Annotated in this window: 23 protein-coding genes and 2 pseudogenes; 15 read left to right on the top strand and 10 right to left on the bottom strand. The window is 59.0% G+C overall.

What is annotated here, in order from left to right; genetic code table 11:
- Positions 1 to 100: 100 nt before the first annotated feature.
- On the bottom strand, positions 101 to 1,519 hold the full coding sequence (locus A3AY_RS0109215) for a DUF1254 domain-containing protein (protein ID WP_420830249.1): 1,419 nt from the start codon (positions 1,517 to 1,519) through the stop codon (positions 101 to 103).
- Between the two features lie 994 nt (positions 1,520 to 2,513).
- Positions 2,514 to 2,705 carry a hypothetical protein gene (locus A3AY_RS0109210; RefSeq protein ID WP_018325388.1) on the bottom strand — a complete coding sequence of 64 codons (192 nt, stop codon included), beginning with the start codon at positions 2,703 to 2,705 and terminating at the stop codon, positions 2,514 to 2,516.
- Between the two features lie 1,540 nt (positions 2,706 to 4,245).
- On the opposite strand from A3AY_RS0109210, the gene A3AY_RS0109200 reads away from it, so the two are divergent.
- The 3 genes from A3AY_RS0109200 to A3AY_RS39655 all read left to right on the top strand — a co-directional run bounded on the left by A3AY_RS0109200 (position 4,246) and on the right by A3AY_RS39655 (position 7,497).
- Positions 4,246 to 4,683 carry a CHRD domain-containing protein gene (locus A3AY_RS0109200; RefSeq protein WP_018325386.1) on the top strand — a complete coding sequence of 146 codons (438 nt, stop codon included), beginning with the start codon at positions 4,246 to 4,248 and terminating at the stop codon, positions 4,681 to 4,683.
- A gap of 771 nt (positions 4,684 to 5,454) precedes the next feature.
- A complete protein-coding gene (locus A3AY_RS0109195) occupies positions 5,455 to 5,655 on the top strand; it encodes a hypothetical protein (protein WP_018325385.1) in 201 nt (66 codons plus the stop codon).
- Positions 5,656 to 6,966: 1,311 nt separating this feature from the next.
- Positions 6,967 to 7,497 (top strand): hypothetical protein, encoded by a 531-nt coding sequence (locus A3AY_RS39655; protein ID WP_018325382.1) that lies wholly within the window; start codon positions 6,967 to 6,969, stop codon positions 7,495 to 7,497.
- 21 nt (positions 7,498 to 7,518) lie between these two features.
- On the opposite strand, the pseudogene A3AY_RS37620 reads toward A3AY_RS39655, so the two are convergent.
- A pseudogene (locus A3AY_RS37620) lies at positions 7,519 to 7,724 on the bottom strand (DDE-type integrase/transposase/recombinase); the annotation flags it as partial.
- 135 nt (positions 7,725 to 7,859) lie between these two features.
- A complete protein-coding gene (locus A3AY_RS0109175) occupies positions 7,860 to 8,750 on the bottom strand; it encodes a LysR family transcriptional regulator (protein ID WP_018325381.1) in 891 nt (296 codons plus the stop codon).
- 110 nt (positions 8,751 to 8,860) lie between these two features.
- Here A3AY_RS0109175 and A3AY_RS0109170 point away from each other — a divergent pair, with 110 nt between their 5' ends.
- The 3 genes and pseudogenes from A3AY_RS0109170 to A3AY_RS0109150 form a co-directional block, all read left to right on the top strand.
- Positions 8,861 to 9,721 carry an SDR family oxidoreductase gene (locus tag A3AY_RS0109170; protein WP_018325380.1) on the top strand — a complete coding sequence of 287 codons (861 nt, stop codon included), beginning with the start codon at positions 8,861 to 8,863 and terminating at the stop codon, positions 9,719 to 9,721.
- A gap of 22 nt (positions 9,722 to 9,743) precedes the next feature.
- The gene (locus tag A3AY_RS0109165; RefSeq protein ID WP_018325379.1) at positions 9,744 to 10,217 is read left to right on the top strand and encodes an AtaL-like protein; all 474 of its coding nucleotides are present in this window, start codon (positions 9,744 to 9,746) and stop codon (positions 10,215 to 10,217) included.
- Positions 10,218 to 11,204: 987 nt separating this feature from the next.
- Positions 11,205 to 11,921, top strand: a pseudogene (locus A3AY_RS0109150) (SPW repeat domain-containing protein); the annotation flags it as partial.
- A 338-nt stretch (positions 11,922 to 12,259) separates the two neighbouring features.
- Here A3AY_RS0109150 and A3AY_RS0109145 read toward each other — a convergent pair.
- Both A3AY_RS0109145 and fsa read right to left on the bottom strand, forming a co-directional pair.
- On the bottom strand, positions 12,260 to 13,804 hold the full coding sequence (locus tag A3AY_RS0109145; protein WP_018325375.1) for an FAD-dependent oxidoreductase: 1,545 nt from the start codon (positions 13,802 to 13,804) through the stop codon (positions 12,260 to 12,262).
- A gap of 177 nt (positions 13,805 to 13,981) precedes the next feature.
- On the bottom strand, positions 13,982 to 14,638 hold the full coding sequence (gene fsa / locus A3AY_RS0109140; RefSeq protein WP_018325374.1) for a fructose-6-phosphate aldolase: 657 nt from the start codon (positions 14,636 to 14,638) through the stop codon (positions 13,982 to 13,984).
- 135 nt (positions 14,639 to 14,773) lie between these two features.
- Between fsa and A3AY_RS0109135 the strand changes: the two genes are divergently transcribed.
- Entirely contained in the window at positions 14,774 to 15,145 is a 372-nt protein-coding gene (locus A3AY_RS0109135; RefSeq protein ID WP_018325373.1) for a DUF488 domain-containing protein, read from the top strand.
- 208 nt (positions 15,146 to 15,353) lie between these two features.
- A complete protein-coding gene (locus A3AY_RS0109130) occupies positions 15,354 to 16,205 on the top strand; it encodes a LysR family transcriptional regulator (protein ID WP_018325372.1) in 852 nt (283 codons plus the stop codon).
- On the opposite strand, the gene A3AY_RS0109125 is transcribed toward A3AY_RS0109130, so the two are convergent.
- The 3 genes from A3AY_RS0109125 to A3AY_RS0109115 all read right to left on the bottom strand — a co-directional run bounded on the left by A3AY_RS0109125 (position 16,202) and on the right by A3AY_RS0109115 (position 18,014).
- Entirely contained in the window at positions 16,202 to 16,987 is a 786-nt protein-coding gene (locus tag A3AY_RS0109125; RefSeq protein WP_245275893.1) for a two-component system sensor histidine kinase NtrB, read from the bottom strand. The genes A3AY_RS0109130 and A3AY_RS0109125 overlap by 4 nt on opposite strands.
- 89 nt (positions 16,988 to 17,076) lie before the next feature.
- A complete protein-coding gene (locus tag A3AY_RS0109120; protein ID WP_026203260.1) occupies positions 17,077 to 17,604 on the bottom strand; it encodes a plastocyanin/azurin family copper-binding protein in 528 nt (175 codons plus the stop codon).
- Positions 17,601 to 18,014 carry a DUF5602 domain-containing protein gene (locus A3AY_RS0109115; protein WP_018325369.1) on the bottom strand — a complete coding sequence of 138 codons (414 nt, stop codon included), beginning with the start codon at positions 18,012 to 18,014 and terminating at the stop codon, positions 17,601 to 17,603. Before A3AY_RS0109115 ends, A3AY_RS0109120 begins: the two co-directional genes overlap by 4 nt.
- 475 nt (positions 18,015 to 18,489) lie before the next feature.
- Here A3AY_RS0109115 and A3AY_RS0109110 point away from each other — a divergent pair, with 475 nt between their 5' ends.
- From A3AY_RS0109110 to A3AY_RS41160, 3 genes are read left to right on the top strand one after another with little or no spacing between them, the layout of a single operon-like run.
- Positions 18,490 to 18,993: a PTS sugar transporter subunit IIA gene (locus tag A3AY_RS0109110; protein WP_018325368.1), complete on the top strand. Its 504-nt coding sequence runs from the start codon at positions 18,490 to 18,492 to the stop codon at positions 18,991 to 18,993.
- The gene (locus tag A3AY_RS34860) at positions 18,990 to 19,310 is read left to right on the top strand and encodes a GreA/GreB family elongation factor (RefSeq protein WP_338053386.1); all 321 of its coding nucleotides are present in this window, start codon (positions 18,990 to 18,992) and stop codon (positions 19,308 to 19,310) included. The genes A3AY_RS0109110 and A3AY_RS34860 overlap by 4 nt, the downstream gene beginning before the upstream one ends.
- Positions 19,268 to 19,426, top strand: a complete 159-nt coding sequence (locus tag A3AY_RS41160; RefSeq protein ID WP_338053387.1) for a GreA/GreB family elongation factor — start codon at positions 19,268 to 19,270, stop codon at positions 19,424 to 19,426. The genes A3AY_RS34860 and A3AY_RS41160 overlap by 43 nt, the downstream gene beginning before the upstream one ends.
- 97 nt (positions 19,427 to 19,523) lie before the next feature.
- Here A3AY_RS41160 and A3AY_RS0109100 read toward each other — a convergent pair whose 3' ends face one another.
- Positions 19,524 to 19,991 (bottom strand): hypothetical protein, encoded by a 468-nt coding sequence (locus tag A3AY_RS0109100; RefSeq protein ID WP_018325367.1) that lies wholly within the window; start codon positions 19,989 to 19,991, stop codon positions 19,524 to 19,526.
- A gap of 430 nt (positions 19,992 to 20,421) precedes the next feature.
- On the opposite strand from A3AY_RS0109100, the gene A3AY_RS0109095 reads away from it, so the two are divergent.
- Genes A3AY_RS0109095 through A3AY_RS0109080 form a run of 4 tightly spaced genes read left to right on the top strand, consistent with a single transcriptional unit; the run spans position 20,422 to position 25,882 of the window.
- Positions 20,422 to 21,285, top strand: coding sequence for a MipA/OmpV family protein (locus A3AY_RS0109095; protein ID WP_026203259.1), 864 nt, complete (start codon positions 20,422 to 20,424; stop codon positions 21,283 to 21,285).
- A complete protein-coding gene (locus A3AY_RS34855) occupies positions 21,266 to 21,664 on the top strand; it encodes a TolC family protein (RefSeq protein WP_083925933.1) in 399 nt (132 codons plus the stop codon). The genes A3AY_RS0109095 and A3AY_RS34855 overlap by 20 nt, the downstream gene beginning before the upstream one ends.
- A gap of 43 nt (positions 21,665 to 21,707) precedes the next feature.
- On the top strand, positions 21,708 to 22,808 hold the full coding sequence (locus tag A3AY_RS0109085; RefSeq protein WP_018325365.1) for an efflux RND transporter periplasmic adaptor subunit: 1,101 nt from the start codon (positions 21,708 to 21,710) through the stop codon (positions 22,806 to 22,808).
- A complete protein-coding gene (locus A3AY_RS0109080) occupies positions 22,805 to 25,882 on the top strand; it encodes an efflux RND transporter permease subunit (RefSeq protein WP_018325364.1) in 3,078 nt (1,025 codons plus the stop codon). The genes A3AY_RS0109085 and A3AY_RS0109080 overlap by 4 nt, the downstream gene beginning before the upstream one ends.
- The last annotated feature ends 310 nt before the right edge of the window (positions 25,883 to 26,192 follow it).

The raw sequence follows: 26,192 nt of genomic DNA, 5'->3' as shown, positions 1-26,192 counted from the left end.
CCTCGACGACTGCGTCGACGAAGGTCGCACGACCAGCGATGGCCTTGTATCGTTGATAAGCGGCTGGCGACATCTCGGTCAGACGCTGCCAGCCCTCACCTCACTGTCCGACTACACCAGGGAGCGCATGGACCTTGGTCACCGCAGGAGGGTTCCACCTTCCAGTGAGGGCGTCCGACTTCGGCGAATAGAGCCGCATCGTCAGGTTGAACGGACCCTTGGGCGCGGGTAGCCAGTTCGCCTCCTTATCCTTGCCCGGGCTCTCATTTTGGAAATAGAGATCAAGCGAACCGTCGCCATTGTAGACGAACGGCATCCATGAACTGACGGCAAAGCGTTCCAGAACGTTGCCGACTTGGAAACCGGCTTCGTCGTAGAGCGTAATCGACCAGAACGCATTCACCGCCGGCAAGCTGCTCTTGTCGAACCTCATGGTGTATTTGGAAGTACCATCGAGCGGTTTGCCCTCGCTGTCGGCGAGATTGAGGGGGTAGATCGCGTCCTCTACTAAGTTTGCTCCCAGGCCCTGTTGTGCGACGATCGCTCGCTTGAGGTAGTAGTTTCCGTAGACACCCATTGTATCGGTGTTCATGGACCAGCCATTGGCGACGCGCGCTAGAGTAGCCAATTTCCAGGCCATCAGCTTCTGGGCATCGGTGGGGGCGCTCTCTAGCGCCTTGGCAATGACCGGATCGACCTTGCTCATGTCGAAGCTCTTGCCGACTTCAATGCCGATTTTCTTCAGCTGTGCCAGCATCGGCTCGTCTGTGATGTGCGGAGGATTGACCTTCATCAAGTCAGCAGCCAGCGCAAAATATGTGTTTGCTGGCATGGTGTCGACTTGGGTCTTGGGCGGCGTCTTCATATCCACACTTGGATCAATCTTGACTTCGACAGGCTTGGGTTCTTTACCCCATTCGCTCAGCGGGGTGATCTTGTAGCCTGCCTGGATTTTATGCACCGCGGCGTAGTCGGGCGGTCCATCGGTCTTAGTGCGACCGATCACCCAGACGTAAGGAGTTGGGGCGTCAATGCGCTGCGTCCCTTCGGGCAGTTTGAACTCCTCGACAAACTTGTCGCCCAGATCGGGACGCCAGCCCAGCGGAGCGATCAAAAAGTGACCCTCCTTGGTGCCCGTGGTTCGCCAGCCTGGCGACGCAAAGACGTCGGTCCACATATCCAGCATCGGCAGCAGATAGTAGCGGCCATCGGTATCGGGCACCGAGACCACGAGTGGCTCTTTCGTCAGGTCGAGCCATCCGCTCGAATACAGAGTATCAAAGTTCGACCGCACCACGCCCTTGAAGTCGGCTGGCGGATATTCGGGCACATTGGTAAAGGTGTTCATAGGACCCTTGCCCAGTTCCTTGCCCGGCGCAATATTCGTGAACGTCTGGCGCGATATTTCCATCGATACCAGCGGATAAAAATAGACATAGGCATCAACGCCAATGGCATGTGCCTCGTCTGGCGTAAGTGTGGTTTGCGCCTGCGCCGTAAGGACTGAAGTTAAAGCCATAAGGCCGACGCCAGCAAAGGTCGACAAAATCATGCGCTTCATGGACCTGCTCCCCTGATTGTCGCTGATAAAATTTAGTTGTAGGCGCAGTCAGCATACACGATCGGAGCGTTCGTGGACATCAACGCAGTCAAGAAGCCCGCCGACGCTTCGACCGGCCCAGTTTCATACTCCCTTTGAGTTACAGCGGTTGCACTTTTGGATTGATATTCAAGACACACAGCTTGGCGCACAATGCGTCCAAGGAGGACGGCACCAGCGATGCCGCACCTCCAGCCCCGCCACCCAAGGGGGCATGGGTGGCGGGGCTAAGACGCGTCTGTTCCTACCGACCCTTGGAACAAACGCGTCGTTCCATGTTCTTCGTTTCATGGAAACACCCCGTTCGAAACGCCTTTCGATCGGCTATTCTGGCTGTCGCTCTGAGCAGCAAGATGCCCTGGTCCATGAATTCACCGCCGCTTGATGGGACAGGTGGGAAACGCTTAAGGCGCTCAAGCCACCGCCGGAACAGGCGACTGCGCCGCGGAGCCAAGGTCACGGTATCGGGTGACGCAGTACGTCTGGACGCTACGATCGCCCGGCCGGCAGGACATTCAACGGTCACGACGCTTGACGAGATGCAGGATGCACTCATGAAACTGGAGCTGCCGGGCGGAGTTCCACCCGTGTGGATTTTGACGAATACGGGATCTAGCGATGATGCAGGCCACGGACGTTATACCCACAACTCTGGCGACAAGGACGAATGGTCCCTGATCTGGACGAAGTTAGATCCGTAGCGCCTGCTGCTCTCAAACAACACGGGCCCACTGTTTCCGAAACAGCGGGCCCAAAGGCTTACGTCATTTCCCCAGCGAACACGATCGACATGCGACCAACTCCAAAATACGCGTTGGTTCCGATGGCAGCAGATCACAATCGATGAAAAATCCGAGACGGCTGTTACCTCTAAAAACACCAGCTCTTGAGCGTGATGCTGATGAAGGCCGCCTCACTCTTCGGCCGACCCAAGAAGGCGCACGCCATCCTCGGTAATGGCTATGCCTTCGAGCGTTGCTCTCGCCAAGCCGAGCTCTGTGAGGCGCACTGCCATGGCCGGTGGCATTTCTTCTGTTTCCCCCGCATTAAGCCGTCTAAGCCAACGCACCTCGTCGGGCTCCAAGTCTTGAATGTCGTAGCCCATGGTTCCTCCCGCAGTTCAGAACGGTTTCAGAGAAGCTAGAGGATGGCCTTCAACTTTCCACCCCTCAAGGGGGACGCGCAAGGCAAAGCCCGGTCATAAGTCGGCTATCGGATACGCCGTTGATAGACGCGATCCGGCCGCACTCATCAATTGTACTATCTTGCGACTAAGTGTGAATGCGATAAAATACGGGTGGCCGCCAAAGAAACGCCTTTCCTTTGGTCGGGTTAGGGGGTTGGCTCCATCCTCAAGCTGCCAATTCTCGCTTCTGCAGCCGCCACACCCGGATACGTGGCGACCCGAGGCCCGGGCGTTCCTCGTATGCCGCCCGGGTCTCGCAGTATACCTACGAGCAGCGTTGTGTGAATGTGGGGGCGCCACGGTCCGCTCCGGCGGCTCGTTGCGACACTAGTCAGCCGGCGGCGATATGGTCGCCAGACAAGGCACTGTCGCAGTCACCTCACGGCACTTGCGTCGCTGATTTGGCGCAGATCGTACATCAAGCGATATGTGCCGAGCCCCTGGTGAGAATTTTGTTGCTGACACTCTTTTGTCGAAGCCTCGGAGGATTTCTCCATCTTGCCGGAGCCGAAGCCCCACGGCTTCGCGAATATCACGCGCCGTCCCTCTGGACCGTTCAGCCGGTGAAGATCGCAGCGCATAGCAATTCGAGCATCCTGCCTCCCCTGAATGTGCACCCCCAAGACGCCCGGCAAGCCGCCATGGCGACGTCGGGCGACGGTAAGGCGACCGCGCCGATAGACGCGGCAGGCGACAGATTCGACACAGCTGGGTGGTGGACCACACTCTGGTCACCGGAGCGGTCGCAGCGTCGATGGTCACTCGGAGATGTTATTGCGTTTGCTCGCTTGGGAGAAGTCGGAGAGAACATGGGGGGCGGCCGGCGGTGCAAAGGAGGTTAGTTCCGACGGTTCTGAGACGCTGACAGGCCGCCAAACGGACTTCCGCCGGCGAGCGGGGCGACAAAGCCGACTCCGCGTGCGGATCGGAACTCAGACAATCGTGTCGCCGGCTTTACCCGCGGGTCCCAGACGCGTTGCGCACGCCATCACCGCAAATAGTCGTTTGCCGATCGCTTAGATAGGATTTGATTTCGCCCCCGGCCAGTCTGCGAGAGGTTGCGCTTCGCTGCCACTGAACGTCCCAATTGCCGAGGCGTTCCAAGAGTTCCAGTTCACGAACCCGCGCCTCTGCAGTTGGGCAACGAGACTCCAAGAGCGCTTGCACTGCGCGGCTACCACCGCTCCTCCACGCAGCGACATAGTCCCTGTCATCAATCGGCACGGCAAGTGACCTCCAGCGTTGACAATTCGCGTAACTAGTACGAATACAACCAAGAGTTGATTATCTGGTTGCATAAAAGGACCTAGACAACCATTTTCGGAACTTTCGTGCGGTCGGCGAGTTACTGACGCGGACGTGTGACGCGTCGGTTACGGCGCGCTCTGTCTCACGGCTCCTGCTGGCGGAGCACAATTTAGCAAATGGACCAGCGGCAAAAGAACGGGAGGAATGGAAGATGCGATCGAGCGCTTTTAAAGTCGGGATCGGTGCCCTCGCCCTTGTGGGGTTTCTCGCAGTGGGAGCACCCGGGTTTGCCGAGGAGATGAAGTTCAAGGCCGACCTCAAGGGGAGCACGGAGGTGCCGCCGGTGCAGACCAGTGCCACCGGCACAGCGGACATCACCTACGATTCTGCAAGTAAAAATCTCTCCTGGACCGTCGAGCATACCGGATTGAGCGGCGACGTCACCGCGGCCCATTTCCACGGACCGGCCGCGGTTGGGGTGAACGCACCACCGGTCGTGCCGATCGACATGTCGGCACTGGCGAAGGGTTCCGCCACTCTGGACGACGCCCAAGCTAAAGACCTGACCGAAGGTCGCTGGTATCTGAACTTGCATACTGCCGCCAACCCCGATGGGGAAATCCGCGGCCAGGTGATGAAGGCGCAATAGAATCTTCCCTGCTACGCATCAGCGATCGCCGTTGAATGGCGGCGGTCGCGTCATCGCGTTTCATCGTCCGCCGATGCTGCGGCTTCGACGGGTCGGCTAGGACTGAAAGGAGGGTCCGAGCCGCTGCGGCGGGATTTTCATCCGGATTCGGCAATGGCTCTTCGTCGGGAAGGCGATCCGGAGCGGGTTTCTCCAAGGGTCGGTCAGGCTCGTAGACGGGCGGGTCAGGGACTTCGATCGGCGGCATGGGCGGAAAGAGCCCGGATCATCCGGGCCGGGATTTACAGGTGTGCTCACAGGTCGTTCTCCTTGTGCGACCGATCCGGCGATCTGAGAGGGACTTCTCCGTGTCAAAAGCAGAGTGCAATTGCACGCCGAACCTTCCTCTTGAACTTCCCACCAATTTTAAAACCCTTTCTCACATACCCTTTGAACCGTCCTGAGAGCACAAAAAATCTCTTGCCTCCTATTGCGGAAAGCGCACTATAAACGCTCGCCGGCCATCTACGGGGCAACCGACGTTGGGAACGCAATCGCCCCGATGGGGAGGAGCCATGTTCCCACGGAAAAAGGTTTTCGGCAGCGTCTCGCTCTCAATGATGAGACGTGTGTATTCCAACGAATGTTCGCGCCGAGAAATCAAGCCAGACAGCGATCAGGGAGGGGAGCTTGCGAGCGTGATCCTGCAGGCATTCCTTGGAGGTTTGACCGATGAATGCGAATTGACTTCCTTGGTGCGCAACCATCGGCTGGCTCAAGAAAGGGCTAGCCATGTCGCTGTATGACGACGTGATAAGCGACGCGTCGACCGCGATGATGAAGCGCGTGCTTTGCAAGGAATGTGCGCGCCGAGAGATCAGAGCTGATAGCATTCAGGGAGAGGAGCTCGCTCGGGTTCTCGGGTGTGCATTTATTGGCGGGATGACCGATGAACGCGAACTGGCCTGTTTACTGCGCAATCTGATCGACTAACCAGATCGTACTCACCTGCGATCCCATACCTCCTTTACAGCCGGTGTGCACGTTTGGGTGATATTTAAGCAGCGCAACCTGGAAGGCACCGATTATCGCTATACTCCTGGCTCGTAGGAAGATCCCTCGCCTCCGCTGTGGCGGTTAGGCCGGCAGATACAATCGTTTCCAGCACCCGGAATAAGCCCGAGTGCCTGAGGGAAATTCACAGACATGCCCGAATCGTTCTCGCTTTGGACGCTACTGGTGAATGCTCGGCGGCTGGATTTCGAACGATGTGGCGGGATAAAGCCCTTCTCGACAAAGCCAACGTCGTCGTGATCGCGACGAGTCTCGCGGCGAACCAGACCGACGTCGGGATCAAGGCTACCATCGCTCGAACGACAGCAGCGACAACCACTGCGTCAGTCCTCGTCCGCGCCGCGAAAATCCGTGGTTCTTCGACATCCCGAACGACAAGGGCGTAAAGGAGCGCTTTTGTCAAACCCGACCGCCATGACTGTCCTGCACGCCATCTGCAGCCGCCAATCTAATTGTGTTCCATTCGTCCGCTGGTCCATGGGCGGTGGCGAGGAGAGCTGCTTCGCGCGCTCAAAGTATCATTACCCGATGAACCCGCTCCATCTTCCGCGGAGGTTGAGTTCAACATCAGGATGGCGACGCCGACGTGGCCGTACGCACGCTGTAGGAGGATTGCCGGCATCTGCGCGACTGACATGACACATGGGCATGAGCCTTGTGCCATGGAGCCGCAGTGCGGCCGGAGGAAGGGCAGTCCTGAATCCGACTGCAAGAACACCGCGGTTCGCCGACGTTCGATACTAAGCCCGCGGCAGTTCGAACGAACAGCCGCGATCAGAGCCGAGACCTCCTCAGCCTCAGCGATCATTCCAGCGCGCTTTATGAGGCGGTGAAAATCAACCTCTACGGTCCTAATCGGGAGCTCCCCGCGTGCGGCTGAATACAATGCCGTTAGGACGACGTCATAAGCTAAATCCTGCTTTTCGTCAGACCAGGATTCAAGGAAAGCAATGGCATCGTCTAAGCCGCGGATTTCCTCGAAGACGTGGTTATCGCGGACGTAAACAGGTTTCACGAATAGCGAACTCGACACGCCAACCTCCTGTATGTGGGGCAACTTGAAAAAGGACATCAAGCGCCGCACCGCGAGAAAGTGGCCCCTTCCAATCGGAAGAGGCCGAATCCTTCCAGCGCCTGCCGAACAGCCATAAATCAGGCGGTCGATATCATTCCTCAATGAGCACTTGCTAACAATCAAAAATTGTTGGGCCAAAGCGATGCAAGCCAGGTTTGAGCCATTTCGGCACCGGCTTACAATTGAAGCGAGCTGCGCTCGAAACCGCGGAGCAGATCAAGCATTTGACATCGGCACCTTCGTTCGCGAGCGCTGTCTTTGGCGATGTCGCGATCGTGGAAGCGTTCCCCAGTGCCTTCCTGGGCGTCCTCATGCCTGAGGAGACCTTTGGGAAAGTCCAGATCTTGCGAGGCAAGAAATTCGACTGGTTGTATGAGCATGTTGTCGAATCCGGCAGCCTCGCCGGGTTAATGGCTCTTGTCGGCTGGGATGCACCGGAGCTGCTGCGACGTATGCAGACCGAACGGGATCATGAGAAAAGGGCCGCATACATATGTTTGCTGACTGCCGCATGCGCCGCGGCTGGAAAGGCGGAGGTCGTTGGCGACGTAGCAAGCGGGTGGATATGGTTACCCCCAACGGATCTGTGGGCTTCTTGGGCGCGGACTGCGCTTGAGCAAAATTTGGCGGCGTGCGATGGAGCGTTTCGATCGCCCTCCATTCGCCGGGGCCTCACCAGAAGCTGAAGTCCGCTTGTCGCGGGCGAGCTTCGCCGTCAGCAGGAAATCCACCGGATCGCCATGCTTGTCGATGGCTCGGTACAGACAGCGCCATTTGCCGCGGATCTTAAAATAGGTCTCGTTAATCGGTATCGATCCGCAATGCGCCCGGCGAAACTGGCGAAGGCGCTTCTCGCTCATCGGCGCATAGCTCAGCCCGAGCGGTTTATCGTGCTATGATCGACCTCGAAGCCGCACACTGTGCGCCAGTGCGTTCCAGCGTCGTGTTGAGTTGGCGTGCGGAGACGTCCCTTGGGCCTTTACGCGATCGACCGCTGCTGGATAACGGGTCACTCTGCCAAAGCGTGGGCAGAGCGGTTTCTGATTTTTCACCTGCCGATATAAGCCGCCAGTTCATCTGGCGTCCCATTTGGAAAGGCCTGTCTTAGAAAATCCAGAAACGCCGACACGCGAGCGCTGAGCAGCCGGCGTGATGGGTAGAGTGTCCACAGCGCGATCTCGGGGCCGTCGATGTCTCCCCAGTTCACCAGTGTCCCATCCGCCAGGTCGTGTGCCACTAAGGAGATGGGCAGACGTGCTGCCCCGACGCCGGCTCGCACGGCATCCCGGACCATGATGAGCGTCGACAGGGTGAGGACTGGCTCGATTGCAATCGCCTTTCGGCCAGCTGATGTCCTAACTTGCCAGGTCTGGCGATCACTCGCATCACGCACTACGCCGGGAGCGGCGCTGTCACCGGGTTCACGCGCAAGTTCAGGACTTGCCACAACAACAAGGCGGTCACGGAGGAATGCACGTCCAACCAGACTTTCGTCAGGATCCGGATTGACCCTGATCACCAGATCGTAGCCCTCCTCAATCATGTCCACGGGCCGGTCCTCCGTCGAGACTTCCAGCCTCACCTGCGGATACCTGAGCGCAAATTCCGCAGCAATTCTGCCCATCGCTGTATGTGAAAAAAGCAGAGGCGCACTGATACGCAATCTTCCTTTGGGGATCTGTCCACCGGAGGCTATCGCGGAAGCCGTCTCGTCCAGTTCGGCGAGCAAAGTGCCCGTTCGCTCATAGAGCGCTCTTCCCTCTTCGGTGAGCTTTAAGTTCCGCGCGCCCCGTTCGAAAAGCCGCAGGTCGAGAGCAGCCTCCAACTCCGCGACTCTCCGGGACAAGGTCGCTTTCGGTCGACCGGTTGCCCTTGAAGCTTTGCCGAAGCCACCATGGCGCGCAACAAGGTTGAAATCGGCAAGAGCGAGGAGGTCCATGAGTGTTCCACCTATGGGACGGTGTGTCCAGATTGACGATCTATCGGGCCATCAATGAACCATCCATATTCCGGGTGTCAAGCGAAACTAAACAACCAGGAGATACTCCCATGACCATTCTCGTTACCGGTGCCACAGGCAATATCGGCGGCCAGGTTATTCAGCACCTCGTCAACCGCGGCGCAGATGTCCGCGCTCTTGTTCGCGATCCTTCCAAGGCCGATTTCCCGGCAGGCGTTGCCGTCGTAAAAGGTGACTTTCTCGATGTCGACTCCCTCCGTACAGCCTTCGACGGCGTCTCGACGCTATTCCTGCTGAACGCCGTCGTATCCGACGAATTCACCCAAGCTCTGATCGCGCTCAATGTTGCCCGCGCCGCCGGTATCGAACGCATCGTCTACCTGTCGGTCATTCACTCCGACATCTACGTCAACGTCCCGCACTTTGCCGGCAAGTTCGGCGTCGAGCGGATGATCGAGCAGATGGGCATGCACGCGACTATCCTGCGCCCCGCCTACTTCATCCAGAACGATCTGATGGTCAAGGAAGCCATCACCGGCTACGGTGTCTACCCGATGCCGATCGGCAACAACGGCCTCGCCATGATCGACGTGCGCGATATCGCCGAGATCGCTGCCCTTGAGCTGCTGCGCCGCGAACAGGCTGCACACGCGCTCCCGATCACCCGCATCAACCTTGTCGGCCCCGACACCCTCACCGGAACGGCTATCGCCGCCATCTGGTCGGACGTTCTTGCCCGCCAGATCAACTATGGCGGCGGTGATACGGCAGCCTTTGAGCGGAACCTCAAGCAGTTCATGCCTCCTTGGATGGCTTACGACATGCGCATGATGGGCGAACGGTTCCTCACCGAGGGCATGCTGCCTGAGGCCGGCGATGTCGAGCGCCTGACTGCGCTTCTGGACCGTCCGCTCCGCTCCTATCGCAACTTCGCCTCAGCCTCTGCCTGAGCCACGCGCAAGGAACATCGTCATGATCTATTCGACAGCTACCGTCTCAGTGAATCCGGAAGGCGAAACGAAGCTCACCCGGGATCAGGCCTGGAAGGGCCTGGAGCTGAAAGCGCGCGACGCGCGCCTGTTTCTTCCACCCGGCCTCTGCACGCGCTGCGATGTCGTGGAGGAAAGCGCAACCCACTTTGTGCGCGAAGTCACCATCGCCGGTGCTGATATCAGTGAAATCGTCTCCCTTGAGCCGCAGAGCAAGCTCACCTTCTTCCAAGCAACCGGTCCCCGCGAGGGCGCCATCATCAACGAGCTATTCGAGGACGAAGCCGGCGGACTGCAGCTGAAATTCTACTGCTACCTCGGCCTGCGCGGCAAAGAGCCAAACGGGCCCGAAGAACAGGCGGAGCAGACCCGGTTCGACAGCGACAAGGGCTACAAATCGGCCCTGCTGTCGACGCTGAAACGGACCCGCGAACTGCTCGCAGAGGGCAGGCTCTGATCACCACGACCCAAACCCAGCCGGGCGGCCTCTTGAGAGGCGCCCTGCCTTTCGAGAGGACTGAAAATCATGACCACCACCATCACTGACACATCTCCGACGCGCCAAAGATCCTGGTCCTCGGCGCCACCGGGCCGACCGGCCGCCAAATCGTCAGCTAGGCCATAAGCCGGGGTTATTCGGAGCTGTTCGCCCCTTTGCCGAAAGTGACGACAGCGATCGAACCTTTAAAAAGCGGACGAAAACGTCCAGCATTTAAGGCCAGCGCGAACAGGCTTTACGACAACACGTTCCAGCCGTTGAACGGTCCGCGAAGGCCGTGCGTCACCCTACTACCGGATGCGGGCGTACCTGGCGATGGCCCCGGCCTTCACTTCTGCGCAACGGGAAAGCGCGTTCAGGCTTCCGCCTGCTTCGCTCCGCCATAGGCGGAGTGGAATCTACCTCGCGACGAAGGGTGGCGTGCATGTCGAAGCCGCGGAACACCATCAAGGCGCGGAGTGACACGTCGATCGGCCCCACAGTAGCTGTGGAGAGAGCCGGCGAGCGCCCATCGAAGTGGAGCGCGGTCCGAGATGGACAGCGCGCAATCGGGACCAGACTTACCTTGCCTCAGGCTTTGGCCAATCTCCGACGACGAGGGTCGCGAGTACGAGAACAGCGCCCGCGACCCAGTCGACCGACCGAAAACCACTCAACCTGTCTACTCGGTTGGTAGCGGCAGCAGGTATCAAGTTCGCTTCTGCCGCAATCGCCGCCGCCAGCTTTTCCTTCTCGAGGCCTAGCAATCCCAGGAGAAAGCGCTTTCGGAATCGCCTTTCTCCGACCATGAGCCTCTCAGTTTTCAAGGGCGCCCAGGAAAAGCGCGGCCAGCATCCCGGCGTCGAAATTGGCTTGCTTTCACGAGCGTCAGAGAACCCCAAGGTAAGGTACGGTAAGTTTTGGAAGCCTTGAAATTCGCTCTGTCGGTGCCGATATTTTTTTCACTTCTTTTTGGCAGGCGCGATCGGTGATCGCCGGCGCTGGCGCACCATGCCATGGATGGTGTTGCTTTTTGGCCTGTTGATCATCCCGCTCGGCGTCGTCAGCGTCAGTTTCATCATCATCCAACCGCCGATGATAGGAGCGCTTTGCACGCTCTGCATCGTGCAGACCGCCGTCACGATTGTGATGGTTCCCTTTTCGATCGACGAGGTACTCGCGAGTTGCCAGTTTCTATATCGCGCCACGAAGGCGGGAGAACCGTTCTGGCGGACCTTCTGGTGCGGTGGCCCGGCGCTCTCGGAGAACCAGACGCCCACAACCGATCTCGATCGCCCTGTTGCCGAAATCCTGCGCGAGTTCGTCACCGGCGGAGTCAATTTTCCATGGACGTTGGTCGCCAGCGCGGCGCTCGGCGGCGTTCTGATGGTCACTCCGCTCGTTCTCGGTACAGAGACTCCGCTCTATTTCAGTGACCATATCTCCGGTTGTATCGTGATCCTGGTCGCCGTCACAGCGATGGCCGAAGTCGCCCGCTCCGTTCGCTTGCTGAACGTTGCGTTCGGTGCCTGGATCGCGTTGTCGCCGTTCCTGCTCGAGGGCGCAAATGGCGCCGGAACCGCAGGCTATGTTGCCGCTGGTCTCGTCTTGATCGGGCTGAGCCTACCGCGCGGCAAACGCAGCCAGGAACACTATGGCGGCTGGGATCGTGCGATCGTTTGAACAATGGAGTGGTTTTGCAGACCGGATGGTGTGAGAGCGCGATCGATGAGTGAAAAATATGCAGCGAAACCGCAAAGGCTGAAAACGGGCAAAGCGCCCGACAGCCGCCGGCGGCACGCGGGTGCTGGTTGATCGGGTTTGGCCGCGCGTTGGCTGAAAGATCTTGCGCCGAGCACGGAGTTGCGGAGGCATAGGTTCATTTCACCCTCTGCCGGAACCGATCCCTTGAAACCGTGGGGTGCAACCGTATGCACTCCGACGCCGTGTTCGGGCAAGTTGACATAAGCTCAGGTCCGTTTCTCTACCCGACATTGCGAGCCATGTTGCTGCCTGCTTCGTCAGCTAGCCGCCATGTCATGCTCCATTGCCACCTCGATCATCAGGTTTTCGATGTCGCGGGAAATCGAAGCGGCAGCCACTACACGTCCGCCGTACTTGAAGCGCAGCTGACAGTCCCTGGCGGCGATGTCGCCTTCCACCGTGATCTCGTCCCATCGTTCGGCATGGCCGACATAATTGATCCTGACGTCGTAGTGCTGGCTCCAGAAGAACGGCACGGCTGCGAACTTTTCGCTATGGCCGAGCATATTGAGTGCCGCAGTTTGCCCCTGCCTCTCGGCGACCACCCAATGTTCGACGCGAATGTTGTCTCCGCTATGGGGATTAGGCCACCGCGCAATGTCACCGGCGGCGAAGATTCCAGGCGCGCTGGTTTCTAAGAAACCATTCACGAGCACGCCGCGGTCAGTTGTCAGCCCCGCGGTTTCGGCGAGCATGGTCCGGGCCCGTACGCCGATGCCGGCGACAACGAAATCTGCGGCTAGCATACCACCGCTGCGAAGTTTCACGTCGTTGCCATCAATGCTGCTCGCGATCTCCCCGAGGTGAAAAACGACTCCGTTCTCCTCGTGAAGAGTCCGGATGAAGTCGCCCATTTGCGGACCCAGAATCCGCCCCAGTGGTTGCTTGTCGGGTGCGACGACGTGGACTTCGATACCGCGGGATCGCAGCGCCGCGGCAACTTCGAGGCCGATAAAACTGGCGCCAAGCACGACAACGCGGCGGGCAGTCGTGGCTTGGTCAATTATGGCCCGGCAGTCGGCAAGCGAGCGCAGCGTATGGACATGCGGCTGATCGGCACCTGGAATGTTCGGGCGAACCGGCTCTGCACCGGTTGCCAGCAGCAGCCTGTCGTAGGGGATCGAGCCTCCGTCAGCGAGGGCGATCTCTTGGGCGCGCGGATCGATGCGAATCGCTTGCGCACCGAGACGCAGGTCAATCTGGTTTTTTGAATAGTAGCTCTCCCGCCGCAGCGGGACCCAGTCCTCCGGCGCCTTGCCGGAAAGGTAGTCCTTTGAAAGGTTGGGCCGATCAACTGGGGGCGCTTCATCGTCGCTGAGCATGACAATACTGCCGGGATATTGTTCTCGTCGCAGTCTCTCCGCCGCGGCAAAGCCGGCCGCACCGCCACCGACGATGACGACCTTCTCGGGCATAGCTTCGACCAAACCCTTCCTTGATGAAGGTGAAGGTTCTGCACGCTTACGCTTTCCGACCACGAAGATCTTTCCGTCGCGCTGCTCTACCGACCAGCATGCCAGTGGCCTGAATGCGGGCGCGCGCAGAGCCTCACCTGTCCTCAAGTCGAAACATGCGTGATGCCACGGACAGCGGACAGTGTCGCCGGTCACCAGACCGTCGACGAGCGGCCCGTTGTAGTGCGTGCAGTGTGCGTCAACGGCGAATATCTCCACCCCGCGGCGTACAAGCAGCACCCGCGCATCGCCGCAATGGCCGACCAGCTTATTGCCGTCGGGAAGATCGGCGATTCCGATACCTCGCGTCAGATCCGGCCCAATTGTGTCTGTGTGTTCAGGAGCCATTTTCTTCTCCTTGGCTATCGAGACGGCATCCGCCTCTGCGGGTAGAGGCGACTGTATTCGGGTCGCCGCGCCTTTGATATCACCCGGCAGTTTGTTGCCGTTGCGAGTGTTAAGCAAACGAATTTAATCACTTGTTCTGTGCAATTTTGCTGCTGCGTCATCCAATTATCAGGCGGTCTAAAGAATCGTTTGCCCCGTCCTACCCCAGTCGGCAAGGAAAGACGTCAACCCCTTCTCGGTGAGCGGGTGTTTGGCAAGATTCCTGAGCACTCCCGGTGGTACGGTCGCAATATCCGCCCCTGCCAACGCGGCCTGCTTGACATGCAGAGGCGTTCGAATTGAGGACGCGAGGATCTGCGTGATGAAGGATGTATCGTTGTTATAGATCGCTCGAATTTCTCGAACGACTTCCATACCATCCAGGCCAAGGTCATCCAGCCTGCCGACGAATGGTGAGATATAGGCCGCACCGGCCTTGGCCGCGAGCAATGCTTGGTTGGCTGAAAAGCAGAGGGTGACGTTGACCTTCAGCCCGCGCTCACTGAGTGCCCGACAAGCCCTGAAGCCGTCCCAGGTGGATGGTACCTTGACCGCAACATTCTCTGCAATGCTGGCCAATCGATCGCCCTCGACAAGCATGCCGTCGAAGTCGGTCGCGGTGACCTCTGCGGAGACGGGACCATCGATCGCCTCGCAAATTTCCCTGATCACCTCGCGGATTGGTCGGCCCGTCTTTGCAATCAACGAAGGGTTGGTGGTCACTCCGTCGAGAGCGCCCGCGGCAGCAAGCTCGCGAATTTCGGCAATGTCGGCTGTGTCCACAAAGAACTTCATCGTCTTTCTCCCAGAAATCGTTTCAAGTGAGGGCGGCGCGCTCCCTCACGCTGGTTTGCTCGAGACGACTTGGATGTCGCAGGTGTGACCGGGCGCCCTATGTTTTTGAAGTATGGCAGCAGAGGAGCGACGTCGATGAGCGACAAAATCTCCGCGGACAACGTGAAACTGAAGCGCGCATATGAAAACCCTACGGCTGACGACGGCAAACGGGTGTTGGTTGATCGACTGTGGCCGCGCGGTGTCAAGAAGGCCGACGCGGCAATTGACTATTGGGCGAAGGACCTGGCACCAAGCACTGAGTTGCGGAAATGGTTTGGGCACGACCCAGAGCGTTGGGCGGAATTTCGGCGGCGATATTCCGCGGAGATCAAGGAGCATCGCGAAGAATTTGAACGATTGCGCGACCTGGCCCTCAAAGGGCGGGTGACACTTGTTTACGCGGCTCACGACGAGGCGCACAACGATGCGATTGTTCTCAGAGAGATCTTGCTTGCGCATCGATAAAACGTCCTGCAACTAGGCCGGCCCTCCTCGGCGGCACCCCCGGTTCCTGCCAGCTGTAAGAACGAGCTGAGGGCGAGCTTCTGGTCAACTGGCGACGCGCAGCACCCGCGCGTGTTGTTCGCGGAATTCATTAAAGCTTACCGCGTGGTTCACTATTCAACAAACGATTTTGATTGACATTTAAGCGCAACTTTTATGCTATATTTCGATGGACATTGAGCTCGCCCGCACCTTCTTGGAAATAGTTTCAACGGGAAGTTTTATTCGCGCCGCTGAACGCTTGAACGTTGCCCAGACGACTGTCAGCGCGCGAATTCGCAACCTCGAACAGCTGCTTGGCCGGTCGCTGTTCATTCGGAATAAAGGCGGAGCAGCCCTCACTCCGGCCGGTGAGCAGTTCCTGCGCCATGCGCCGACCTTCGTCCAATTGTGGCAGCGCACTCGCCAACAGGTCGCGGTGCCCGTAGGCCGTCGCGCGGTGCTGACGGTTGGCAGCGAAGTCACCCTGGCACAACCTCTTCTCCTGACTTGGGTTAGATGGATACGTCGCTTCCTTCCCGATATCGCGCTTCGTGTACATGTCGATGTGCCCCAGGATTTGATTAATCAGGTCGCCTCCGGAATGGTTGATGTAGCGATCATGTATGCGCCCCAGCATCGACCCGGCCTGAAAATAGACCTGCTGATGGAAGAAAAGCTGGTGCTTGTGACAACCGATCCTGAAGCGCGCGCCCTGGAGGAGACCAACTACGTCTATATGGATTGGGGGCCGGATTTCGAGTTGCACCACGACATGAATTTCCCGGATGTTACACCGGACCTCTCGTTCGATCTCGGTCCCCTGGGGCTGAGCTATGTTCTTGCGAGCGGAGGCTCCGGCTATTTCAGGATGAGTGCGGTCGAGCCGCACATCGCCGCGGGGCAGCTCCACCTCGTACCCGAAATGCCGCAATACTCATATCCGGTTTACGCGGTGAGGTCTGCAAACGGCGATCAGAGCGTCGTGGGCCCCGCCCTCGCGGGGTTACGCGCGGTCTCTGAAGGAAACGCCGAGGTCTAATCAACGACTTCGGTCGATGGAAACAGGAGATCAACGGTTGTCCCAATTTCTCGCTCACTGGCAATGCGCAGATGGCCCCCGACCATTTGCATAAACGCGTGCACCTGCGCTAATCCCATTCCAGTTCCGTTTTCGCCCTTCGTGGTGAAGAAAGGGTCCAGCACCTTTTCCAAAATTTCCGGCGCCATGCCGCAGCCCTGGTCTTTGACCCGAAGGCGGGCATAGGACGGCGCGAGTTGTCCGGGCATAGAATCTGTCTCAGGCCGATCCGTTGCGATCCAAATCTCCCCACCACTTGGCATGGCATCCCTAGCGTTAAAGACAAGATTAAGAACGGCGGCGTCGAACAAGGATGGATCGATTTGACAGCTCGGGACATCGGAACCAAGCTCAAGCCTGACACGGATGTTTGGTCCCGCACCATATCTGAGGAACGGCTCGGAAGATTTGACGAGCTCATTCAAGTCGTGTGTCTGGACGACGAGTTCCTTATGATTTGCAAAGTCGAGCAACTGGGATGCCAGTTCGACGCCCCGATCGACGCCTTGCCGCGCCGCCGAGAGATAGGTGCGCACGCTCTCCGGCTGGTCAGCTTTTCGTTCGGCCAGCCTCAGGCCGGATTCGATGACCGCCAGGAGGTTTCTGAAATCATGCGCAATACCACCGGTCATCTCGCCCAAGGACGCAAGCCGATGCATTGCGCGTTCGCGCTGTTGGTATACATGTGTGCGACCGCTACGCTCTCCCTGCGATTGCAGCAAAATCTCCTTCGGAAACGCCACGTCTGTCACCCTTCTGGTTCACCGACGGCGTCAGGAGATCTCCGTTCCCGTCCGTATTGCCTTCATCTCGACGCCGCCAAAACTGTCTGCTAAACGCGACGGACTATCCGCTTCGCCATGATCTCTTCGACCATTGGGAAAGCCTTGAGGGCCTCATCCGGCACTCCACGGCTTGCAGCGACCAGCTCCATCCAGCCGCCATGTGGTTCTGGTTCTCCGACGATGATGCGACCGACCATTCCGGCGTGCTCATGCGGAATGCACAAATAGTCATACACCCCTTGCTCGGTGAAGGTATTCGAAAAGCTCTCCTCCGGCAGGAGGTAGTCTGAATCCCAGGATTTTGCTGCTTCAGGAATCCGGAGCGGCTTTCCGAAGTTTGCTGGATGATAGGCCGTCGTCGTATGCGAATTGCCTGGGTTATAGTTGATCCAGCGCACCATCTGACCCGGCTTGATTAGAACACCGATCGGATCAAACCAGACTTGCGAGCCATCGGCGCGCCCCTTCATCCTAATCTCCACCACCTCTTCCGCCCGCACATCTCGTCGGGAGAGGGAAACGGCGGCGACGAGGCCACCGCCCAAGCTCAGCACGTCACGCCGCGCGACCGTCATTTGGCGACGCTCGCTTCGCTGGCCGCTGCGACATGCCACAGCACCACATGGACATGCGGCTCTTCCACGCCTGGATGGCCGGCATTGTAGTAGACGTCGACATGGTCGACGTTCCCGTCCGGCGCTGCAAGGTTATCGAATGACTTGTCGGGGTTGAGATCCTTGGTTGGCAGCATATAGATCGTGCTGACAAGCCTTCCGTCGCGACCATATGCGAGGAATGGACCCGCCGGCAGTGTCGCGGGATCGACGAAGAGTTGGCCGATGCCCGGCAGGAAGTCGGGCAACTTCACCAGCCTGCTAACCTGCTGAAAGGGGGCGGCCGGCGGAGCTTTTGCGACTTCATCTGCCGCGATAGCACAAAACGAGCTGGCCAGTGTCAGGACAGGTGCGAGGACAAACTTTTTCATCGGAGGATCTCTTTTTCGTTCAAACTCGCGATCGCCGCAGATACCGGCAGCCAATGTGCTGCTCGCACGACCAATCGCGTACAGCTATTCAAGAACGAGGGGATAATATTAGTCCAACGAAATAAACTGGGATTTCAGTGCAGTTTTTCTGCATTTTCTTAAAGGTCTCGGTTTCATCGCCGCTGCTTGTCACCAAGGAGTGCAACACGAGATCTTGCGAATCCAAGCCCGATCCCCGTTTAGTGACTGCAAGCTTGATTTCAAAAATTCTCTCCCCATGTTTCAGCTATTATGAATATTTTCGTTCACTCACGAGAACGACGGCGCCTCAAAGCAGGCCTCTAGCCCGGACGCGAGTTCCGTTCGCATCGCGTCCGGGTCTGCCAGCATCTCAATTCAATGCGACACCGTTGCAGACGGAGTGCCAAGCGCACTTTGTTCGCACTCGCGCGCGCTCGGCTTAGAGGCGACTACAATGATTATCAGGAACCTATCAGAAGAAGATATTACCCTTGACCTTGCGACAAAGGGAAAGCACTCGGCACTGTCCAAGATCGCTGCGAAAATTGCGCGCAGATCCGGCTTTGATGTTCAGGTGGTGCTTCGAGGGCTGTGGAAGCGTGAGAGTCTCGGCTCGACGGGCATTGGTCGTGGCATCGCCGTCCCGCATGCGGCGTTCCACTCCATCTCCGTTCCATTTGCGTCGTTCACACAATTGGCCCCTCCCATAGATTTCGACAGCGCTGACGGCGATCCCGTCGACCTGGTGTTCACCCTGCTGTGGCCCCGCTCTGCCGCGGTCTCCTTCCTGCCCGCGCTCGCCCAACTGTGCCGGCTGGTTGCGACACCTCGGATTCGGGAGGGGCTTCGACTGGCACGGTCCGCTGACGAGGTGATGGCAATCCTCGACAGTGACCCGAGAGCGATGCACGCGTTCCCATCACAAACCATGCCGCAAACTGGAGTGACGATGAGATGAAAAAACACATCAACAACCCACGAAAACCGTCGATCATGATTGGCGAGACAGATTACGAGCGGTTGACCAATCTTGCGCTCGCCGCGGCTGCGCGGTTTCCCGAAATTTCCGACGGTCTTTTGCTCGAGCTCGAACGCGCGCGCGTGGTAGCCGACGTCTCTGTGCCTGGAAACGTCGTGGGCATGGGATCGATGGTAAAGTATGAAACGGATACCGGAGATGGGCGGAGAGTGACGCTTGTTTTCCCGATAGACGCCGAAATTTCAAAGGAAAGATATCGGTCCTCACCCCCATTGGAACCGCCCTTCTCGGCCTGACAGCCGGTCAGACGATGAACTGGACCGCACGGGATGATAGGCAGCACAAGCTGAAGGTTTTAGCAGTTGCCGGTAATGTCATAGAAAAGGCGATCCTGTTTACAGTCGGAGAGTGAACTATGATTACCGGCTCCCAATGCCGTGCGGCCCGCCGCGAAGGTCAAGTACCGACCCATTGTGGTCATTCCGACCTGGCCTAGCAACGCGCCTGCGTCAGGCAAGTTCTTCTCGCTGGCGCTGCAAACCCAACATAACCTTTGCCGCGGTCCACCATCGGGGCGCTTTGCGTTCTCTCATCCTTTCACCCTTTGCCTGCTCGACCCCGGCTGGTTCAGCTCTTGTAGCCGTAGGCTGAACAAGGAACTCTATACGTTTCATGAATGCGCTGCCGTCGAACCGTTTTGACATTATCAATGGACCATCGCCGGAAGGCTCTGCGTGGAAGAAAATCTCAAGATTGACCACTGGTATGGGGCGAATGCTGCGCAGGAGATCGATATCCGGTCGCGTCGTTATAGCGAAGGAACAATGCTCCGAACGGAGTACATCAAAAGCCTCCGGAACCGTCGATACGGCGACGGATTCATACCCACGCTCAGCCAGCTTTGTGACAATCACATTGGCCGCCGCCTGAGGCAGAAACACAAGAATTTTCTTGGGTCGAATGCTTTCTATAAGCATGGCGAGTTCCTCATGCGGCGATGAAGAGAATCTAGCCTTTGCCAGTGCTATATTGTGTTTGGTTTTATTCGGTTTTGTTGCGGGGACCGCTGACCGGGTCTAACGAGTAGGCGGGACCCAATGGCCCATATATTTGTCGCTCATAAGCCCGATCCATGTGGCAAGATATCTGACATGCCCATGCGACTAATCGGTCAGCCGTTCAAAGGCATCGTAGGATACCGAAACAAAACAAAACAAATCGAGGGGGCGGACGCATAATGTGACTGTCTAAGCCCGCGGGTCAGCGGCATCGATCTGGACAACATTTCTTAACATCACAAAACCCAAGTTAACGACGTCGTCTGGGACAGTCCGACCGCGAGAGCCCGGCGCATCGGGTTTCACACTTCGCGCTGAAACTCTCTATCGGATCCAGGAGCCAATTCGAATGTCATTGACCAAGACCTTTTCAAATCGTCCACGACGTGTCGCCATAGCTGCGGGGCTCGCAGTAGTTGCTTGCCCCCTAGCCCAGGCACGCGCCGCCGACCCTTACGAGGGTGAAGAGGCAGCTATCCCCGCGACTGCGAACTTCGACACGGGACGATTCGGTGGCATACGCCAGAAGCTTTCCGACTGGGACGTTATGGTCGGCGCCGGAGCCATATATGCGCCGAAATTCGAAGGATCGGACGAATTCGAACTCGTCCCCATTCCCATGGTTTCCGCAACCTTCGGCCGCCTCACGGTCGATCCGGGCGGGTTGTCAGTCGATGTCCTCAACTCTAACGGTTTTAAGTTCTTGGTGAAGGGCGGTTACGACATGGGCGGCGGGCGCGATGAAGATGATTCCGATCACCTCAAAGGTTTGGGCGACATCGACGCTGGAGCCGTCATCGGAGCGCAGCTCTCATATGAATTAGGGCCGGTGGAACTCTACGCTTCTGTCGACAAGACGATCGGCGGCAGCGACGGTCTGCTCGGTGAGGTCGGCGCAAATGTTTCTCATCACTATGATCGCTTTATCTTTTCTGCTGGCGCCTCCGCGACAATTGCCGACGACAATCATATGGAAAGCTACTTTGGGGTAACCGCTGCCCAGTCTGCACGATCCGGGTTGCGGCAATATGAGGCAAGCGCAGGGCTCAAGCGCTTCGATATCGAAGCCTCCGTAACCTACATGGCGACGGAGAACTGGGTTATTCGCGGTCAGGCAGGTGTCGGCTTCCTGACTGGCGACGCGAAGGACAGCCCGATCGTTCAGAACGACGTGCAGCCATCTACGATGCTGATTGTCGGTTACAAATTCTAGGCCCTGGTCCTTCGGCCTCCCGCTCTTCAACGGCGGCTCACGACGCGCAGCAGTGCGAAGCGCGGCATCAACCTATGACGTGTCGGCAGCCGCCTACCAATCCGGCGTTCTGGATGCAGTCGCCGAAGTCGAAACCGCGCTGGTGCGGATCGACAGCGCGCGACGGCGGATCTGCAACGCCACCGTCGCGGCGCGCAACTACCGCGCCTATTTTAACGCCGTGGGTGCGAACTGGCAGGCGGGTGGCGCGAACCTTCGCGACCGCAAGTACGCCGGCGTTCCGCGTAATCGACCGAAGTTTCGCTCAGCTAGATCCACCGCGGCTCGGTGCGCTGCCGAATTGCCCTCAACAAAACACGCGGTGGCGGTTGGGACGTGACCACGCCGCCCTTGGAATTAAAGAATAAAGGAAACCAGCTCCCATGCGAGCGAGCCCCCTTCTTGCTGCCCTTTTCCTGGGTGTGAATCTTGTTCCCATCGCAGAGCCTTCGTTCGCGCAACAGAACGAGGCGGCAGCGCTTACCGTCGCCGTAGCAACGCCGGTGGAACGCCGATGGCCCGAAACGGTCCCGGCCAGTGGCTGGCTGAAGCCTTGGCACGAAGCGATCATCGCCGCGGAAATCGATGGCCTGCGTGTGACCGATGTCCTTGTCGATGTCGGATCGGTCGTCTCGAGGGGGCAGCCCCTCGTTCGGCTTGCCGACGAGACAGTACGCGCCGAGCTGCGCAAGGAAGAGGCCGCGTTGGCAGGTGCCAGGGCAGACCTCGCCAAGGCCAGGGCAAATGCCGATCGGGCACGCAAGGTGCAGGGAAGCGGCGCGCTTTCGGACGAGAAGATCAACGAATATCTGATCGCAGAGCAGACGGCGATCGCGGGTATCGAATCTGCTGAAGCCTTGCTGGAAAGCCAGAAAATCAAGCTTGCCCAGACGACTATCCTGGCCGCCGACGACGGGTTGATCACATCCCGCTCGGCCCAGCTCGGCGCCGTTGTATCCTCAGGCACGGAGCTGTTCCGCCTCATCCGCCAGCAGCGCGTCGAATGGCAGGCGGAAGTGTCGGCACGCTATTTGCCTCGCATCAGGGAAGGTCTTACCACCACGATCGTTGGGCCCGGTGACCGACGCGTCAAGGGTACCGTTCGTCTTGTCGGACCGACGGTCAGCACCGATACCGGACGGGCGCTCGCCTACGTGGCGCTGCCGGCGGAGGCACATCTGCCCATCGGCCTTTACGTCACCGGCCAGATCGAGCTTGAGACCACGGCGGCGCTCGCCGTGCCCGAGACGGCGCTCGTCCTGCGTGACGGCATCGCTTACGTCTTCACCGTCGATGCAGACAAGCGCGCGTCACGCGTTCGTGTGGAAACCGGCCGCCGCAATGGCAGCGAAGTGGAAATCCTCTCGGGCCTCGACCGCTCGACCGAGGTCGTGATGACGGGCGGCGCTTTCCTTTCGGACAAGGCCTTCGTCCGGGTGACCGGAGACGCGCTCGTCCAGCTCGAAGAGGGAGAATCGCGATGAACTTTTCCGCCTGCTCGATCCGCAATCCGGTTCCCGCCATAGTCCTGTTCATCCTGCTGACCGTCGGCGGCCTGATCGCCTTCGACCGGCTCGCGGTGCAGAATTTCCCCGACATGGACTTGCCGACCATCCAGGTCAGCGCCATGCTCGAAGGTGCAGCACCAGCCCAGCTAGAAACAGAAGTCGCACGAAAGATCGAAGACAGTTTCGCCTCGCTGAGCCTCCTCGACCACATCACGACGACTATCACGGACGGGTCGGTCTCCATCAATGTCTCGTTCCAGCTGGGAAAGGACAGCGAGGAAGCGCTGAAGGAAGTGCGCAATGCAATCGACAGCGCCAGCGGCGACCTCCCCTCCGTGATGCAGACACCGGGCGTGACGAAGGTGACAGTGCGGGGCTCCACTCTCCTTACTTATGCGGTGCGGTCCGCCCGCCTCAACGAGACGGAACTCTCCTGGTTCATCGACAACGACATGACGAAGGCCCTGCTCTCCGTATCCGGCGTCGGCGAGGTCAGCCGGATCGGCGGCATCGAGCGTGAAGTGCACATCCACCTCAACCCCCAGCTCATGAGCGCGCTCGGCCTCAGCGCTGCTACCGTTTCCTCTCAGCTCAAATCCGTGCAGTCGGACGCCTCGAGCGGCCGCGCGGAGATCGGCGGAGCCAAGCAGGGGATCCGCACGCTCGGCGCGGTTTCCTCGATCGAGGAACTGAAGGCGCTCACAATCCCGCTTCCTAGCGGCGAGTTGGTGCGGCTGGACGAGATCGGCACGGTAACGGACAGCTTTGCCGACAGGTCGTCGATCGCCTATCTCGATGGCGAACCCGTGATCGCTGTCGAGGTTAAACGATCGAACGGCTTCTCGGATACGGGCGTCGCGGCCGCCATCGAAGTGGCTATGCAGGACTTTGCCGCCGCCAACCCCGATGTCGAGATTGTTGAGGCCTACAGCACGGTCGGGCCGATTATCGAAAACTACGAGGGCTCCATGCACATGCTCTACGAGGGGGCTATCTTGGCGATCGTGGTGGTCTGGCTCTTCCTGCGCGACTGGCGGGCGACCTTGCTTTCGGCGGTGGCGCTGCCGCTCTCGGCCATCCCGACTTTTCTCGTGATGTATCTTGCGGATTTCAGTCTCAACACGGTGACGCTGCTCGCGCTCTCACTCGTGGTCGGCATCCTCGTCGACGATGCCATCGTCGAGATCGAGAACATCGCGCGCCACCTGCAAATGGGAAAACCGCCGAAGGAGGCTGCGCTCGAAGCCGCCGACGAGATCGGCCTTGCCGTCATCGCCACGACCTTGACGCTCGTCGCGGTCTTCCTGCCGACCGCCTTTATGAGCGGTATTCCGGGCCTGATTTTCCGCCAGTTCGGCGTCACGGCAGCCGTGGCGGTTCTCGCCTCACTGGTCGTCGCGCGCCTGCTAACGCCGATGATGGCCGCCTACCTGATGAAAGGGCATCCAGTCGAGGTGAGAGACGGCCCGATCATGCGTGCCTACATGGCCCTCGTCAAAAACTGCCTGCGCTATCGCAAGCTGACCATCCTCGGTGTCTGCATATTCCTCGGGGTCTCGCTCTCGACGATCTCCATGCTCAGCTCCGGTTTCCTGCCCGCATCGGACGATGCGCAGACGCAGGTCACGCTGACGCTTCAGCCCGGCAGCACGATCGGGCAGACGGACGCCATGACGCAGCGGGCGGCAGATATCGTTTCCGATCTGACGGACGTGAAGCGTGTGTTCTCCGCCGTCGGAAACGCCTCGTCGAGCGACCTGATCGATTCCTCCATGACCATCAATTCGGCGACCGCCTCGCTTGTCGTCGATCTGAAGAAGATCGGCGAACGCGACCGCAAACAGGCCGAGATCGAAAACGACATCCGCCAGGCGCTCGCCGTTCTCCCGGGCGTCAGGATCGAGGTGGGCACCGGCGGCGACGGTACGACGCTGGACATCACGCTCGCAAGCGACGATTCGAATGCACTTGACCAGGCGACGGCCGCGCTCGAAGAGCAACTGCGCACCCTCGAGGACATCGGCGCGGTGGCCTCCAGTGCCTCCCTGCAGGCCCCGGAAGTCCAGATCGTCCCGGACCTCGACCGCGCCGCTGCCCTCGGTGTCACGGCACAAGCGATTTCCGAGGCGGTTCGCGTGGCCACGAGCGGAGACTATTCCTCCTCGCTCGCCAAGCTCAACCTGCCACAGCGTCAGCTTCCCATCCGCGTCCGGTTCGATCCCGGCAACCGGACCACGCTCGGCGACATCGCCAATCTCCGCGTTGCCGGCGCAAGGGGGAGCGTCGATCTCGGTTCGGTCGCCGACATCCGCATCGGGGCCACCCCGTCGGAGATCAGCCGCATCGACCGCTCGCGAAACGTTATGCTGTCGGTCGAACTCAACGGCCGCATTCTCGGCGACGTTTATCACGAAGCGCAGGGGCTGCCCGCCCTTCAGAACCTTCCGGACGGCGTCAAGCTTGTCGAGCAGGGCGAACTCGAGCGCAGCTCCGAGCTTTTCGACAATTTCGCCATCGCCATGGCGATCGGCGTCTCCTGCATCTATGCCGTTCTGGTGCTGCTCTTCCATGACTTTCTCCAGCCGCTGACAATCCTCATGGCGCTTCCGCTGGCGCTGGGCGGCGCCCTCTTGCCGCTGGTACTGACTGGCACGAGCTTCTCCATGCCTGTGTTGATCGGCTTGCTCATGCTGATGGGCGTGGTGACGAAGAATTCGATCCTGCTGGTCGAATATGCGATCATGTCACGGCGCGCAGGTCTCTCGCGCTTCGACGCCCTGGTCGACGCATGCCATAAGCGCGCTCGCCCGATCGTCATGACGACGATCGCCATGGGCGGCGGCATGCTTCCGGTGGCCTTGAGCCTCAGCGGCGGCGATGCGAGCTTCCGTCAACCGATGGCGATCGTCGTCATCGGCGGCCTGATGACATCGACCGTCCTCAGCCTCGTCGTTATCCCCGTCATATTCACCTTCGTCGACGACTTCCTGCTGCTTTTGAAGCGGATGTTCCGTCGTGAAGCGGTTGTCCTCTCGCAAAGGACCACGTGATGTCCCCAGTAGGCTTGCCTAACGACCGCTCTCCTCACCGATTTTGCATAACGTTGCTCGTTATCGCAGGGGTTTTTTTCAATGAACCCGTCCAAGCCGAAGAAAATCTCGCTGGCGTCATCTGCGACGGCAAACCCTGGGAGATGTACGTCGTCAAACGAAGGGTTTCGAACGTACTTGTGTTTCGCCCGGATGGTGGCGGAAGGATCAGCGATAGCGCGGTGAGCATACACCCGATGTGGAGGGCTGTTCCGGACGGCATTTGCATAAGACCACAACCTGGAGGGGAAGAAAGATGCCTTCAATTGAC

Source organism: Rhizobium giardinii bv. giardinii H152, from assembly GCF_000379605.1.
GTDB lineage: Bacteria > Pseudomonadota > Alphaproteobacteria > Rhizobiales > Rhizobiaceae > Pararhizobium > Pararhizobium giardinii.
This window is presented reverse-complemented; position numbering and strand designations above follow the sequence as displayed.

Excerpts from the sequence above, each read along its gene's own strand:
- A3AY_RS0109215 (WP_420830249.1), bottom strand. The coding sequence starts at position 1,519 with ATGGCTTTAACTTCAGTCCTTACGGCGCAGGCGCAAACCACACTTACG.
- A3AY_RS0109210 (WP_018325388.1), bottom strand. The coding sequence starts at position 2,705 with ATGGGCTACGACATTCAAGACTTGGAGCCCGACGAGGTGCGTTGGCTT.
- A3AY_RS0109200 (WP_018325386.1), top strand. The coding sequence starts at position 4,246 with ATGCGATCGAGCGCTTTTAAAGTCGGGATCGGTGCCCTCGCCCTTGTG.
- A3AY_RS0109195 (WP_018325385.1), top strand. The coding sequence starts at position 5,455 with ATGTCGCTGTATGACGACGTGATAAGCGACGCGTCGACCGCGATGATG.
- A3AY_RS0109175 (WP_018325381.1), bottom strand. The coding sequence starts at position 8,750 with ATGGACCTCCTCGCTCTTGCCGATTTCAACCTTGTTGCGCGCCATGGT.
- A3AY_RS0109170 (WP_018325380.1), top strand. The coding sequence starts at position 8,861 with ATGACCATTCTCGTTACCGGTGCCACAGGCAATATCGGCGGCCAGGTT.
- A3AY_RS0109165 (WP_018325379.1), top strand. The coding sequence starts at position 9,744 with ATGATCTATTCGACAGCTACCGTCTCAGTGAATCCGGAAGGCGAAACG.
- A3AY_RS0109145 (WP_018325375.1), bottom strand. The coding sequence starts at position 13,804 with ATGGCTCCTGAACACACAGACACAATTGGGCCGGATCTGACGCGAGGT.
- fsa (WP_018325374.1), bottom strand. The coding sequence starts at position 14,638 with ATGAAGTTCTTTGTGGACACAGCCGACATTGCCGAAATTCGCGAGCTT.
- A3AY_RS0109135 (WP_018325373.1), top strand. The coding sequence starts at position 14,774 with ATGAGCGACAAAATCTCCGCGGACAACGTGAAACTGAAGCGCGCATAT.
- A3AY_RS0109130 (WP_018325372.1), top strand. The coding sequence starts at position 15,354 with ATGGACATTGAGCTCGCCCGCACCTTCTTGGAAATAGTTTCAACGGGA.
- A3AY_RS0109120 (WP_026203260.1), bottom strand. The coding sequence starts at position 17,604 with ATGACGGTCGCGCGGCGTGACGTGCTGAGCTTGGGCGGTGGCCTCGTC.
- A3AY_RS0109115 (WP_018325369.1), bottom strand. The coding sequence starts at position 18,014 with ATGAAAAAGTTTGTCCTCGCACCTGTCCTGACACTGGCCAGCTCGTTT.
- A3AY_RS0109110 (WP_018325368.1), top strand. The coding sequence starts at position 18,490 with ATGATTATCAGGAACCTATCAGAAGAAGATATTACCCTTGACCTTGCG.
- A3AY_RS34860 (WP_338053386.1), top strand. The coding sequence starts at position 18,990 with ATGAAAAAACACATCAACAACCCACGAAAACCGTCGATCATGATTGGC.
- A3AY_RS0109100 (WP_018325367.1), bottom strand. The coding sequence starts at position 19,991 with ATGCTTATAGAAAGCATTCGACCCAAGAAAATTCTTGTGTTTCTGCCT.
- A3AY_RS0109095 (WP_026203259.1), top strand. The coding sequence starts at position 20,422 with ATGTCATTGACCAAGACCTTTTCAAATCGTCCACGACGTGTCGCCATA.
- A3AY_RS0109085 (WP_018325365.1), top strand. The coding sequence starts at position 21,708 with ATGCGAGCGAGCCCCCTTCTTGCTGCCCTTTTCCTGGGTGTGAATCTT.
- A3AY_RS0109080 (WP_018325364.1), top strand. The coding sequence starts at position 22,805 with ATGAACTTTTCCGCCTGCTCGATCCGCAATCCGGTTCCCGCCATAGTC.